This is a genomic window from Nocardia pseudovaccinii (genome assembly GCF_050942345.1).
In the GTDB taxonomy this organism is placed as follows: Bacteria; Actinomycetota; Actinomycetes; order Mycobacteriales; family Mycobacteriaceae; genus Nocardia; species Nocardia pseudovaccinii.
Genome location: NZ_CP192074.1, coordinates 3,659,063 through 3,672,433 on the forward strand (window position 1 = coordinate 3,659,063; position 13,371 = coordinate 3,672,433).

9 protein-coding genes are annotated in these 13,371 nt (G+C 67.7%); 5 read left to right on the forward strand and 4 right to left on the reverse strand.

What is annotated here, in order from left to right:
* Positions 1 to 4: 4 nt before the first annotated feature.
* Positions 5 to 949 (reverse strand): PAC2 family protein, encoded by a 945-nt coding sequence (locus ACQPZ2_RS16445; RefSeq protein WP_063038328.1) that lies wholly within the window; start codon positions 947 to 949, stop codon positions 5 to 7.
* 234 nt (positions 950 to 1,183) lie between these two features.
* Here ACQPZ2_RS16445 and ACQPZ2_RS16450 point away from each other — a divergent pair, with 234 nt between their 5' ends.
* A complete protein-coding gene (locus tag ACQPZ2_RS16450) occupies positions 1,184 to 1,906 on the forward strand; it encodes a sensor domain-containing protein (RefSeq protein WP_433526348.1) in 723 nt (240 codons plus the stop codon).
* A gap of 542 nt (positions 1,907 to 2,448) precedes the next feature.
* Positions 2,449 to 3,702, forward strand: a complete 1,254-nt coding sequence (locus ACQPZ2_RS16455) for a DUF4192 domain-containing protein (protein ID WP_433526349.1) — start codon at positions 2,449 to 2,451, stop codon at positions 3,700 to 3,702.
* A 102-nt stretch (positions 3,703 to 3,804) separates the two neighbouring features.
* Here ACQPZ2_RS16455 and galE read toward each other — a convergent pair whose 3' ends face one another.
* Positions 3,805 to 4,785: a UDP-glucose 4-epimerase GalE gene (gene galE, locus ACQPZ2_RS16460; RefSeq protein WP_433526350.1), complete on the reverse strand. Its 981-nt coding sequence runs from the start codon at positions 4,783 to 4,785 to the stop codon at positions 3,805 to 3,807.
* A 3-nt stretch (positions 4,786 to 4,788) separates the two neighbouring features.
* Positions 4,789 to 5,475 (reverse strand): metal-dependent transcriptional regulator, encoded by a 687-nt coding sequence (locus tag ACQPZ2_RS16465; protein WP_040692605.1) that lies wholly within the window; start codon positions 5,473 to 5,475, stop codon positions 4,789 to 4,791.
* 198 nt (positions 5,476 to 5,673) lie between these two features.
* Between ACQPZ2_RS16465 and ACQPZ2_RS16470 the strand changes: the two genes are divergently transcribed.
* Both ACQPZ2_RS16470 and ACQPZ2_RS16475 read left to right on the forward strand, forming a co-directional pair.
* A complete protein-coding gene (locus ACQPZ2_RS16470; protein WP_433526351.1) occupies positions 5,674 to 6,951 on the forward strand; it encodes an acetoin utilization protein AcuC in 1,278 nt (425 codons plus the stop codon).
* On the forward strand, positions 6,944 to 9,712 hold the full coding sequence (locus tag ACQPZ2_RS16475) for a GNAT family N-acetyltransferase (RefSeq protein WP_433526352.1): 2,769 nt from the start codon (positions 6,944 to 6,946) through the stop codon (positions 9,710 to 9,712). The genes ACQPZ2_RS16470 and ACQPZ2_RS16475 overlap by 8 nt, the downstream gene beginning before the upstream one ends.
* A gap of 626 nt (positions 9,713 to 10,338) precedes the next feature.
* On the opposite strand, the gene ACQPZ2_RS16480 is transcribed toward ACQPZ2_RS16475, so the two are convergent.
* Positions 10,339 to 11,355 carry a LacI family DNA-binding transcriptional regulator gene (locus tag ACQPZ2_RS16480; protein ID WP_433526353.1) on the reverse strand — a complete coding sequence of 339 codons (1,017 nt, stop codon included), beginning with the start codon at positions 11,353 to 11,355 and terminating at the stop codon, positions 10,339 to 10,341.
* A 931-nt stretch (positions 11,356 to 12,286) separates the two neighbouring features.
* Here ACQPZ2_RS16480 and ACQPZ2_RS16485 point away from each other — a divergent pair.
* Positions 12,287 to 13,234: an NAD(P)-dependent oxidoreductase gene (locus tag ACQPZ2_RS16485; RefSeq protein ID WP_433526354.1), complete on the forward strand. Its 948-nt coding sequence runs from the start codon at positions 12,287 to 12,289 to the stop codon at positions 13,232 to 13,234.
* Positions 13,235 to 13,371: the final 137 nt, after the last annotated feature.

Genomic DNA, 13,371 nt, shown 5'->3' on the forward strand with positions numbered 1-13,371 from the left:
CGGGTCAGTTGGACTGTTCGTCCTCGTCGCCGTCGTAGCCGCCCTGCTCGGCCAGGAAGCGCTCGAATTCGGCGCCCAATTCGTCGCCGCTGGGCAGTTCACCATCGCCGACCAGCAGGCTCGACTGGCGTTCCTGCGCGGAGACGAAGCTGTCGTACTGGCGCTCGAGCGCGTGCACCACGGTCTCGACCTCGGAATTCCCCGCGATGTGCTCGTTGACCTGCTCGCGCACCCGCGCGGCGGCCTCGCCGAGGGCGGCCAGTGGGAATTCCAGGCCCGCGTTGTCGGCGACGTGCTCGAGCAGGGTCTGCGCGGCCTCCGGGTAGGCGGTCTGCGCGAGGTAGTGCGGCACATGCACCGAGAATCCGACGGATTCGTGGCCGTGCTGGGCCATCCGATACTCCAGCAGCGAGGACGCGCTCCCCGGCACCTGTAGTTCACCCGGCCAGCGCTGATGATCGGCGATGAGGTCGCGGTCGGAGGAGTGCGCGGTGATGCCGAGCGGGCGGGTATGCGGGATCGCCATCGGGATGGCACTCAGTCCGATGCTGCGCCGCACACCGAGCTGTTCGGCGAGCAGACGCACCGCGGTGGTGAATTTCTCCCAGCGCAGATCCGGTTCCAGGCCGGACAGCAGCAGGAACGGGGTGCCCGCGGTATCGCGCAGCGCCCAGAGATTCAGCTCGGGCTCGGCGTAGTCCGAGAAGTGGTCGGTCTTGAACGTCATCAGCGGACGACGCGAGCGGTAGTCCAGCAACTCGTCGACATCGAACGAGGCGACCAGCTCGCTCTCGAGACTCTCGCGCAGGTGCGTCGTGGCCAGCCGCACCGCATGCCCGGCATCGGTGAAGCCCTCCAGTCCGTGTACCAGGACCGGACCCAAGCCATCGTCGTTCGACAGCTGCGGAGCTGGGAACTCCAACTCGTACATTCGCGACTCGTGGTCCATCGCGTCTCCTTCCTGCGCGGTTCACCGACGCGAGCTTTCAGGTTCACAGGCCTGTTGGGCAATTCGCGGCGGTCAACCACTGTCCATTGTCCCCCATGGCCCCGACACACGTTGCCATGGGCGACACCGACCCATAAGAGAGGGCAACATCAGTAGTACCCCGCACATTCCCGGTCACTCGAGGATCCGGCGTGGCATCGTGGGCGGGCACGGGGAGTTTGGCACAGTGGACCGGTGACCGTGCCGAATTCGACGCGCAGGGGGCCACGCGGATTCGGGGTATCGGGTTGGGTGCCCCTCGCCGCGAGTGCGGTGCTGCTCGCTGGCTGCGCGTCGACGGTGACCGGACATCCGGTCGCCGCCGGTCCTGGTACGGGGACCCGGTATGTGACGGCACAGCTTTCGGCGCTGCTGCCCGATCCCACGCAGTTCCCGGCCGGATACGAGGCGGTCGTGCTGCCACCGGAGGCGGCCGCGCAGGCGGCGGGGGATCTGACCGGGGCCGGGCGCGGTTCGACCGTGCAGCCCGACGGATGTGTCCCGCCCGCTCAGCAATTCGGTCCGAATCAGACGGCCGTCGCGGTGGGCACCGACAACGAGACGCGCGCCACGATGACCGTGGAGTTGACCAGGACCGGACAGCCGTTGTCGGCGTTGCGTGACCAGTTGCAGCGGTGTCATCAGGTGCATGTGAGCCGAGCGGGTGCGACGACGATTGTGACCACCGAACTGCAAGCGCCGCCGGCGATCGATGCCGACGACACGCTCGCGCTGCGCCGCACGGTGGTGCCGCAGGTGAGCGCCGCCGGGCTGACGCAGTCGATGCAGACGCTCACCGGGCAGGTCGCCGATGTGCGAATCACGGTGACGTACATGACATTCGGCGATACGAAGCCGGATGCCGCGGCATTGGACGAGCTGTTCACGGCGGCGGTGCGGAAGGTCGAGAAGGGGTGAATACGGAGGGGTTCGCCGATCGGCAGCCGGAGCGTGCGGCCAGACAGTAACAGGTGGCACCGACATAGTCGCCGCCGTATCGGTGCCCGATTCCCGATTCGTCCACAGTCCGAGCGTTTTCCACAGGGCATTTCCGTCCCGCGATATCCCCAGGTCGGCGTCCCGGGCCTCGCGGTGGGTGAGCGCACCCTCGATGCATGACGACTTCCACGAATCCCGCTCCCGCCCTCGGAGATCCAGGCGACGGCGCATCGCCGCGCACCGGTTTTTGCACAAACCCGGCCGTTCACCTCCGTAAATCCGCCCACCCGTCGCGTATCGGCGACTCGGGCCACCGTGATGTCGAGGATTCGCGTGACGGCGCGGATGCGGGCGGCGGTGTGCGAATCGATCAGCCAATGGAAAGTCCAGATGCCGCATGGCCACGTGACGGGATAGGTACCGACAAGCCAGCGGACCATCTAGCTGCAGGGCATCCAGCGCTGCGGTTCGACGAACCAGCGCGCGATAGCGTTGGGGCGCATCCGTATCGCACGTGGCCCGTGGACAAGGTCTCGGCCCGAATCGATTCGGTGTCCTTCTTCGACCGTGATGTCGACGACGAATTGTCCGAATGCACACGGGGTTTCGGGAAAGAGCCGCGACCGGGAATCTGTGCGGAACCGCCGCCGGAATTCGGGGATCGGATCCCAGGGGATTCACTGCATGTCGACGATCCCGGTGAATTGATTGTGGCGGTGCCCGCCATGGTCGGATTCGTGCCGGAGCGGTCGCTGGTGGTGGCGGTGCTGCGGGGTGCGACCGATGCGGAGCAGAGTCCGATCATCGATGCGGTGGTGCGGTTCGATTTGGATCAGGAAGGCGGGAGTCGGCGGGGGCTCGCGGCGGCATACGCGGAATGTGTTTCGCACATCTGTGCCGCAGAGGGGGCGACGGAAGTACTCGCGGTCATCGTCGATGACCGGGTGCGCGAACCGCGCCGCACGCGCCGAAACGGTGCGGGAAGTACGGGACCGTGGGGCACGCTCATCGCGGCGTTCGCGCGCCGACTGGCCCGGGACGGGGTGTACCTCGAGGGCGCCTGGGCAGTGCGCGCCGTCGAGGCGGATCAGCGGTGGTGGAGTCTGCTCGATGCGAATCACCATGGGACGCTGCCGGATCCGGCCACATCGATGGTGACGGTGGCGCATGTGCTCGAAGGGCGGCCGATCCGGGGAACCCGTTCGGAGCTGACCGCGCTGGTCGCACCGGATGAGGAACTGGCGCACCAGGTCGCGGCACATCTGGACAGCGCCCGCGCGCTCGCGCACGAGCGGTACGCGGCGGCCGTCCGGCGCGGTGATCCCGACGGATACCGCCGGCGGGCACTCGAACATGTGCTGTGGCAGATCGCCAATATCGACTCCGGTATGACCCTCACCGCCCAGGAATACGCGGAACTAGCCGCGGCGCTGCGTGATCGGACGGTGCGCGACTCGCTGTTCGGGCTGGCCGTCGGAGATCACGCCGGCCCCGCGGAAACCCTCTGGGTGGCGTTGACGCATGCACTGTCGGGAAGCGACCGCGCCGATGCGGCAACACTTCTCGGCTACAGCGCCTACATCCGCGGTGACGGGCCGCTCGCCGGCATCGCACTGCAGGCTGCCTTGGAAGCCGATCCCGCCCATTCGATGGCGAGTTTGCTCGAGATCTCACTGCGCACCGGGATGCGTCCGGATACGCTGCGCCGCCTTGCCTACTGCGGGCTCGGCATTGCCGCGGACCTCGGTATCGACTTGGGGCCGGTTGTCCGGTGAGCCCGTTCGCGTTCTCGGGTGGCCAGAGGTGAGTTGGCGAGTCACATGGTGGTCGTGGCAAATGCGGGACCACCATGGGACCGCGCTCGATGGTGAGCTGGCCTACTGCGCACTGTGTGCCCGCGGACCGAGGTCACGCAGGAATTCCCAAGCATCGGCGACGATTTCGTCCAGGTTGTTGTGCTTGGGCTGCCAGCCGAGATCGGTGATGGCGCGGTCGCTGGACGCGATCAGCGTGGCCGGGTCACCGGCGCGGCGCGGTGCGTCCTGGGCGGCGATGGGCAGGCCGGTGACGCGCTCACAGGCCGAAATCACCTCGCGGACCGAGAAACCGGTGCCGCTGCCGAGATTGCAGATGCGATGTGTGCCGGATTCGGCGGAGCCGAGGGCCAGCAGGTGGGCGTCGGCGAGGTCGCGAATGTGGATGTAATCGCGGACCGCGGTGCCGTCGGGTGTGGGCCAGTCGGTGCCGAAGATCGAGATCGCCTTGCGATGACCGAGGGCGACCTGGAGCACGAGGGGGATGAGATGGGTTTCCACCACCCGGTTTTCGCCGAGGCCGCCGTAGGCGCCCGCGACGTTGAAGTAGCGCAGGCTGGTCGCGGCCAGACCGTGCGCGATCGAATAGGAGGTGATGGCGTGGTCGATGGCCAGCTTGGAGGCGCCGTAGGGGTTGGTCGGCCGGGTCGGCGCATCCTCGGTGATCGGCACCCGCTCGGGTTCGCCGTACACCGCCGCGGTCGAGGAGAAGACCAGCCGCGGCGTCTCGGTGCGGCGCATCGCCTCCAGCAGCTCGAGCGTCTTCACCACATTGCCCTGCCAGTACTTCTCCGGCTGCTGCACCGACTCACCGACCAGCGACTGCGCCGCGAAATGCAGAACACCGTCGAAGGATTCGGCCTCGAGCAGCGCGGGCGCGGCGACCGCGACATCACCCTCGACGAATCGCGCCTCGGTAGGCACGCCCTCGGCATTGCCGGTCGACAGATCGTCGACCACCACGACCTCGTGCCCCGATTCGAGCAAAACCTGCGCGCAGACGCCACCTACATAGCCCGCGCCACCCGTGACCAGAAGTTTCACGCCTCAGACCAACTTCACCTGGACGGCGTGGGCCATCTCGTCCGAGAGCTCGAAACCCGCGTGGCCGGGCACGGTGATGACCACCGAGCCGGGCTTGGTCTCGACCGTCACACGCGCGTCGGGCACCACGCCCGCCTCCCGCAGCTGGCCGATGACCTCGGGATCAGTCTGGATGTGCTCGGCGAGGCGACGCACCACGACCGCGTGCACCTGGCCGTGCGGCAGATCCGACAGTCGCACCAGGGTCTCGTCGGCGCCGCTCTGCGGGGCGAGGCCCAGCTCGTCCAGGCCCGGAATCGGGTTGCCGTACGGGGAGGTGGTCGGGTGGTTGAGCACCTCGACCAGCCGCCGCTCGACGTCCTCGCTCATGACGTGTTCCCAGCGGCATGCCTCGGCGTGCACGTTCTGCCAGTCGAGCCCGATGATGTCCACGAGCAGCCGCTCGGCGAGGCGATGCTTGCGCATGACCGCGACCGCCATGCTGCGGCCCTTGTCGGTCAGTTCGAGATGGCGGTCACCGGCGACCAGCAGCAGACCATCGCGTTCCATCCGCGCGACGGTCTGGCTGACCGTCGGGCCACTCTGCTCCAGGCGCTCGGCGATGCGCGCACGCAGGGGCACCACGCCCTCTTCCTCGAGGTCGTAGATGGTACGGAGGTACATCTCCGTGGTGTCGACCAGATCCTTCACCTGTTACCCCTTCGTCGGCACGAATTCTACCCACGCACGTCGGCACCCCCGTGTGCCGCATGGTTTCGCGCTACACCCGTGACTGCGCTGTGGGAATTCTGTCGGCGCACGGCCTGTCACCGTATTCGCTCTTGCTTGTATTTCTACTGCATACGAACGTCCAACGGGGCCGTTACCTTCCCGCGTAGCGTTGCGAGCATGGCCACTGCACCGCACGGCGAACAGTCCGCGCCGCTGGACGAAAGCGATCTCGAGGCGCGATCGGGCACGGTTGTCTGGACCGACCGCTTCCTCGACTACGCATGGACGCCGGAACACCCCATGAAACCGGCGCGCCTGCAGTTCACCATGGCCCTGGCGGAAAGTCTCGGATTACTCGACGGTGTCGAGCGATTGGTGCCCGAGCGGGCCGAAGTGTCCGATTTGCTGCGCATCCATACCGCGGACTACATCGAGGCCGTCGAAAATGCCACACCGCCCGCGGGTGCGCCGCTCGCACCGCCGTACGGTCTCGGCTCACCGGATAATCCGGTGTTCCCGCGGATGCATCAGGCGGCCTCGGTGATCGTCGGTGGCACACTGACCGCGGCCCGCGAGATCGCTCACGGGCGCACTCGGCGCGCAGTGAGCATCGGTGGCGGCATGCACCACGCGATGCCGGATTCGGCGGCCGGATTCTGCATCTACAACGATGCGGCCGTGGCCATCTCCTGGCTGCTGGACCACGGATTCGATCGGATCGCCTACATCGATGTCGACGTGCATCACGGTGACGGTGTGCAGCGCGCCTTTTACGGCGACCCCCGAGTACTGACGATCTCGATTCATCAGCATCCGGCCACGCTGTGGCCGAATACCGGCTGGCCGGAGGAGACCGGCCACGGCGCCGCCGAGGGCACCGCGATCAATCTGGCGGTACTGCCGGGCACCCGGGATCCGCAGTGGCTGCGCGGCTTTCACGCGATCGTGCCCGGCGCGCTGGCGGCGTTCCGGCCGCAGCTCGTGGTCAGTCAATGCGGTGTCGACACCCATCGGGAGGACCCCCTCGCAGATATGGAACTGACCGTCGACGGTCAACGCGCCGCCTTCATCGCCATGCGCGATCTGGCCGACGAATACGCCGAAGGCCGTTGGCTCGCCGTCGGCGGCGGTGGCTACGGCCTGGTGCGGGTGGTGCCGCGCGCCTGGACGCATCTGCTCGCGACCGCGCTGGATCGCACCATCGCACCGGAAACCGTGGTGCCGCAGGACTGGATCGATAGGATCCAGTCCGCGGCGCCGACCGTCGATCCGCCGCGCACCATGGGTGACGGTGGTGACACCGCCTACCGCCCGTGGGATGGTCCCGGCGGCACGGGGGAAACTGGGGACGCGCGCACCGACCGCGCGCAACGCGCTATCGATACGGCCGTATTGGCTACGCGCCGAGCCACCTTCGGGTTGCTCGGCCTTGATCCGGAGGACCCCCGTGACTGAGAACCCACCCGTCCCGGATTCCCCGAATACGCCCGTTGTACCGCCTCCGCCGCCACAGCACTGGTTCGCCGATGTACTCGCCTCGGACGGTGGCGTGGTGCGACTGCGCCCGATCACGCCCGATGACACCGAGCGGCTGCAGGAATTCCACACGGCACTGTCGGATCGCTCCCGATACCTGCGCTACTTCGGTCCGTACCCGCGTATTTCGCCCAAGGATCTGTACCGCTCCACCCATGTCGACCACCACGACCGGGTCGGACTGCTGCTGGTTCTGGGTGAGGCGATCATCGCGGTCGGCCGCTACGAACTGCTGACCGACCGCACCGGGCCGCGCGCCGCCGAAGTCGCGTTCGTGGTGGCCGACGAGCATCAGGGACGCGGGCTCGGTTCCATCCTGCTCGAACATCTGGCGGGTGCGGCTGCGGAGAACAAGATCGAGACGTTCGTCGCGGAGGTGCTCGCCGAGAACACCGTGATGGTCACCGTATTCCGTGACGCGGGCTATCAGGTCGAGCGCGCCAGGGACGGTTCGGTGCTGCATCTGGAGTTCGCCATCGATCCCACCGAAGCCCTACTCTCGGTCCGGGATTCGCGCGAACGCGCCTCCGAGGCGCGCAGTGTCGGCAATCTGCTCGCGCCGCGTTCGGTCGCGGTGATCGGCGCCACTATGGGCCCGGCCCGGGTCGGCGGAGTGATCTTGGCCAATCTGCTTTCCGGGGTTTTCCAAGGGCCGGTGTTCCCGGTCAATCCGAACCGGCGATCGGTGCGCGGGGTGCGTGCCTACCCGACGGTGCGCGATATTCCCGATGAGGTGGATCTCGCGGTGGTTGCCGTGCCTCCGGAGGCGATCAGCTCGGTTCTGGACGACTGTATGGCCAAGGGCGTCAAGGGATTGGTCGTGCTCACCGCGGGCTTCGGGGAGACCGGCGATGGCGGCGTGGTCGCCGAACACGAGTTGGTTGCCGCGGCACGCGGACACGGGATGCGGGTGGTCGGACCGAGCGCGCTCGGCATCGCCAATACCGATGCCTCGGTTTCGTTGAACGCGACCCTGGCTTCGGTACTGCCTGGGCCCGGGCGCATCGGATTCTTCTGTCAGTCCGGGCCGTTGGGTGCGGCCATCCTCGGTGAGGCGGCCGCGCGAAACCTCGGGTTGTCGACATTCGTCTCGGCGGGTAATCGCGCGGATGTGTCCGGCAACGACCTGCTGCAATACTGGGACTCCGACTCCGCCACCGATGTGATCCTGCTGTATCTGGAGAGCTTCGGTAATCCGCGCAAGTTTTCCCGGATCGCGCGTCGGGTCGCGCGGAGTAAACCGATCGTCGCGGTGAGCAGTGGGCGATTGGCCGCGCGGGCCCAGCCGACCGGCGATATGGACCGATCGATTGTGCGGGACCTGTTCGCGCAGTCGGGAATCGTTCAGGTCGACTCGATTTCGGAGTTGTTCGACTGTGCGGCGCTGCTGGGCTATCAGCCGCTGCCCACGGGGCCTCGGGTCGCCGTGATCGGCAACAGCGCGGCGCTGAACTGGCTGGCCGTCGATGCCGCACGCGGAGAGGGGCTCGAGGTCCGACGTCCAGCCACGGTGCCGTTCGACAATGTTCGGCGACCGCGCCCGACCGAGCGTGTGGTGGACGAGCAGTCGATCGGCGATCCGGTGAACTTGGGGCCCGACGCGACGCCCGGTGCCTATCTGGACGCGGTGGTCGCCGCGCTGCGCTCGGACGAGATCGATGCGGTTATCGTGGTTTTCGCACCGCCGGTGCCACTGCGGATGGCCGGATTCGCCGATGCCATTCGCGAGGCGGCAGCGGCCGTGCCCGATGCGGCGAAACCCATTCTCACCACTTTCGTTGCCGAGCAAGGGATTCCGAACCTACTGGCCATGCGCGGTCCGGGCGGTACGGCGGTGCGCGGCTCGATACCCTCCTATCCGGATCCCGAGCGGGCCGCACGGGCGCTGGCCAGGGCGCACCGATACGCGCAATGGCGCACGAAACCGGTGTCGACCGTGGTTCGTCCGCCGGGCATCGACGCGGAACGGGCCGAGCGGCTGGTCGCGGGCTGGATGCGCGAATCCGACGGGCGTTGGCTCACCGATCTGGAAGCAGTGGACCTGTTGGACTGCTACGGAATTCGCGTCGTCGAATTCCGCGAGGTCCGCAGCGCCGACGAGGCGATGGCGGCGGCCGAAGAACTCGGCTATCCGGTCGCGGCCAAGGCGACCGGCGAAATGTGGCGGCGCAGACCGGATCTCAGCGGGGTTCGGCTGGACCTGTGGCGGCCTGAAGCCGTGCGCCAGGCCTATTCGCACCTGGTGGAACTATGCGGTGATCCCGCCGTGCATATCCAGAAGATGGCCAGCCCCGGCGTCGGCTGTGTGCTGCGTGTGCAGGACGACCCGTCCTTCGGCTCGGTCATCGAATTCGGCCTCTCCGGCATGATCATCGAACTCCTCGGCGACCGCGCCTACCGCGCCCTCCCACTCACCGGCGACGAAGCGAGCGCCCTCATCGACGCCCCTCGCGCCGCCCCCCTCCTCTCCGGCACCCCCGCCAGCCCCCGTGTCGACAAACCCGCGCTTGTCGAACTCGTCCAACGCGTCTCGGCCCTATTCGACGACCTCCCCGAAATCCGCGAACTATCTTTCGATCCGGTCCTGGCCTCCGCCAACGCCGCCGCAATCCTCTACGCCCGAGCCCGCTTCGGCCCCCAACCCAGCCGCTTCGACACCGGCCCCCGCCGCCTCGGCTGAGCTCCCGTAACTCGCCGCCGCTCCGAGCCACACGACCCCCGAGCCGCTCAACGCACCAGTCTGCTGCACTCGCGCGCGCTGCGGTCCTGCGTCAGGTGTGAATCGCCGCCGGGTAGCGCATGAGCCGGTTCGATCGATCGTGAGTGGTGTACGGGCCGCGCCCGAGAGCATCGGCGCTAGTCGACGAAGTCGCGACGCTGTGCGAGTTGCTCGTGTCGGCCGGTCAGGCGGCGACCGGCTGCACTCATCGGCATCGCGATCTCGCGTCGGCTGGTGCGAATCGCTGACCGGCTAGCGTACGCACCGGTTCGATCGGGGGTGCGCGGTGCGGGGGATCGCGGTGGCGCCGTGGAGCATCAGCAGCGTCGCGATCGCGGGCGAACCGGTCAGCGGCGGGGTTGAGCAGGTGGCTCGAAGTGCCGGTGCATGGCGCATGGACCGCTTCGATCGGAGACCGTGGCTGCACGGGAGCGGGGGCCTACGTCGCAATCCGTCAGATTCAAGCCGGTCGTTCGATTCGCTACCGTTTTTGCGCGTGGAGCGGTTTGCTAGGTGCTGAGCCGTGCAGCGGGGCCGTGGCTGCGCCCAGGAGTATCTCAGCGGCGTCGCGATCGCGGGCAGATGTGTCAGTGGCGGGGTCGGGCGGTGGACGCGCGGGGGACGAGGGATGGGGGGAGGAGGACCGAGCGGGGGGTGCGGTCGGGTTCGGCGATGGATTCGAGGAGCATGCGGGCGGCTTCGCGGCCGATGTCGTGGTGGGGGATGGCGATGGTGGTCAGGGCGGGACTGAGCTTGTCGAGGTAGGGCATGCCGTTGAAGCCGGTCACGCTGATATCGGTGGGGCAGGTGATGTTCCGTTCGGCGAAGACGTCGTAGCAGCCGAGGGCGATGAGGTCGTTTCCGGCGACAACGGCGGTGAAATCGTCGGCGGAATCCAGTGCGGTGCGCAGGGCTCGGGCTCCGGCGTCTTCGGTCCACCTGTCACACACCATGATTCGATCGGAGTCGTCCAGGTCGTGTTCGCGAGCGGCGGTGCGGAAGGCGCGCAGGCGCTCGACACCGGTGGAGGTGGTCTGCGGGCCTGCGAGGTGCAAGATCCGGCGGTGGCCCAACTCGACGAGATGCTTGACGGCGAGCCCGATGCCCGCCGCGTCATCGGCGGCGACGGATCCGACGGCGAGTTCCTCGGTGCGGCGGTTGACCAGCACCATCGGCACGCCCTGCTCGTGCAACTGCTGCAGTAGCGGATGTTTCAGCAGTGCGGTGGCAATGATCAGACCTTCGGCCTGGCGCGAGCGCAGCGAGGTGATCTGCGCCTGCTCGCGTTCGGGCCGGTCGTCGGTATTGACGATGAGGGTGCTGTACCCCGCGGGGGCCAGCACATCCTCGATGCCGCGCGCGATCGGTGGAAACAAGGGGTTGGTGAGATCAGGGATGACCAGCCCGACCGTCCCGGACTTCGCGGTCTTCAGACTCCTGGCAATCGGATTCGGCCGATAACCGAGCGTTTCCGCCGCCCGCAGCACTCGCCGCGCAGTCTCCGGATTCACCAAGGCGCGGGCATTCGGGTTCAGAGCGCGCGACGCCGTGGCCGTATGCACACCTGCCGCATCGGCCACATCCCGGAGCGTGGGTCCCTGCATTGCAGAAATACTAAGCGGCCCCCGCACGGCCCCACCTCGCGTCATCCCCACGCCAAGCGCCGGATTCAGCGCCTGGGCCATCCCGGACGCCGTGCGTGCAGATAGCGGCAGCGCAGGCAGATATCCGTCCGCTTTCTCGGGCAACGACTTCAGCCGCAACCCGAAGTGGCTTGTGGTGTTCAGCCGAGTCGAAATCGTATGCCTGCGTCGGGCGGGCGGTGATGAGCGATCGGCGTCGCGCGATGGACGGGCGGCTGCGCGATGTGCCGCGGCGATGGCATTGGGCAATCGGTGACGGCGCGATGGCGTTGGGCCGCAGGGCTGCGCGCGATGGAGTAGGCGTCGGCACGGTGTGCCGTCGAGAGGAACTGGACAGGCGGTGCGCTACGGCGATTGGCGGCAGCGCGTGGTGCGCGATGAGCGGCGTCGCCACGATGTGCCGCGGCGTGGGAATGGACAGGCGGCGCGATGGCTATGGCGATTGCCGTAGCGCGATGGGTTCGGTTCGCGATTGCCGAAGGGCGGGCGGCGTGGGACGGGCGGCGATGGCGTTGACGATCGGTGACGGCGTGCGATGGGCGATGGGCCGCAGTGCGCGATGGATATAGGCGGCGGTGTGGTGGGCCGGCGGCGCGCGATGGAGCGACGGCGGTGCGGTGGGCCCGCGGCGCTGGAATGGGCCGCTGGCGCGCGATGTGCGGCGGGCGGCGGCGTGGGATGGGCAACGGCGTTGACGATCGGTGACGGCGCGTGGGATGGGCGGGCCGCAGTGCGCCATGGGTGTGGACTGCGGCGCGCGATGAACAGCGCTATGAGCCCACTATGGCCGTGGGCGCCCTGCACTCGTTTGCACCGTAGCAGGTGGCAAGAGCCCTGCATGTTAGTGTGAGTCTTACCCATTGTCGTTGCAAACGATTGCATAGGAGTGCGGGTGAACCCGGAAGAATCGCCTCAGCAACAAGCGGTCGGCTGGATCGGCACGGGCAGAATGGGCGCCGCGATGGCCACCCGCCTGGCCGCTGCGGGCACCCAGGTCGCGGCGTGGAACCGAACAAGAGCCAAGGCCGAACCACTCACCGAGCACGGCTGCGCAATCGCCGACCACATCGCGGATCTGCGCACCCTCGACGTGGTGTTCACCACGGTCTCCACCCAAGCCGACCTTGAACAGGTCCTATTCGGCGCCGACGGCCTGCTCGCCGACGAAGAATCTGCACCCGCGATCGTGGTGGACTGCTCGACCGTCTCGACGGAATCCTCCGCGGCCATTCGCGCGGCCTGCGAACTGCGTGGTGTCGGCTTCCTGGCCGCGCCGGTCAGCGGCAATGCGAAAGTGGTCGCCGCGGGCGGACTTTCGTTCGCGGCCTCAGGTCCACTGGAGGTCTACGAACGCGTCGCACCACTACTGCGCACCATCGGCAAATCCGTCACCTACGTCGGTGTGGGCGATGCGGCGCGGCTGGTCAAGATCTGCCACAACCTGTTCCTCGGTGTGGTCACCCAGTCGATGGCCGAGGTCACCGTCCTCGCGGAGAAGGGCGGAGTATCCCGCGCGGCCTTTCTGGACTTCCTCAACAGCAGCGTCATGGGTTCGGTCTTCACCCGCTACAAGACCCCAGCCTTCGTAAACCTCGACTACACACCGACTTTCACCCCGATCCTGCTGCGCAAGGATTTCGATCTCGGTCTCGACGCGGCCCGCCGATGCGAGGTGCCGATGCCGCTTGCGGCGGCCACCGCACAACTGGTCCAGGCCAGTGTGGGCAGCGGTCGAGTGCACGAGGATTTCGCGATCCTGCTCGATCTGCAGGCCGAGAACTCCGCACTCGAACTGGAACCAGAGAACGTCGCGGTCGACGATGGACTCGGCGGCGATTGAATGGGGTTCGCCGACCGGCTCGCGCGAACCCGGAGGGGGCGGGACGCGCGGTCACCGGTCGGCGTTTCGAGGTGACCGTCCAGGGTCACCAAGCCGGACGCCGAACCGGCCTCGGAGTGGTTCGGCGTCATGGGCAC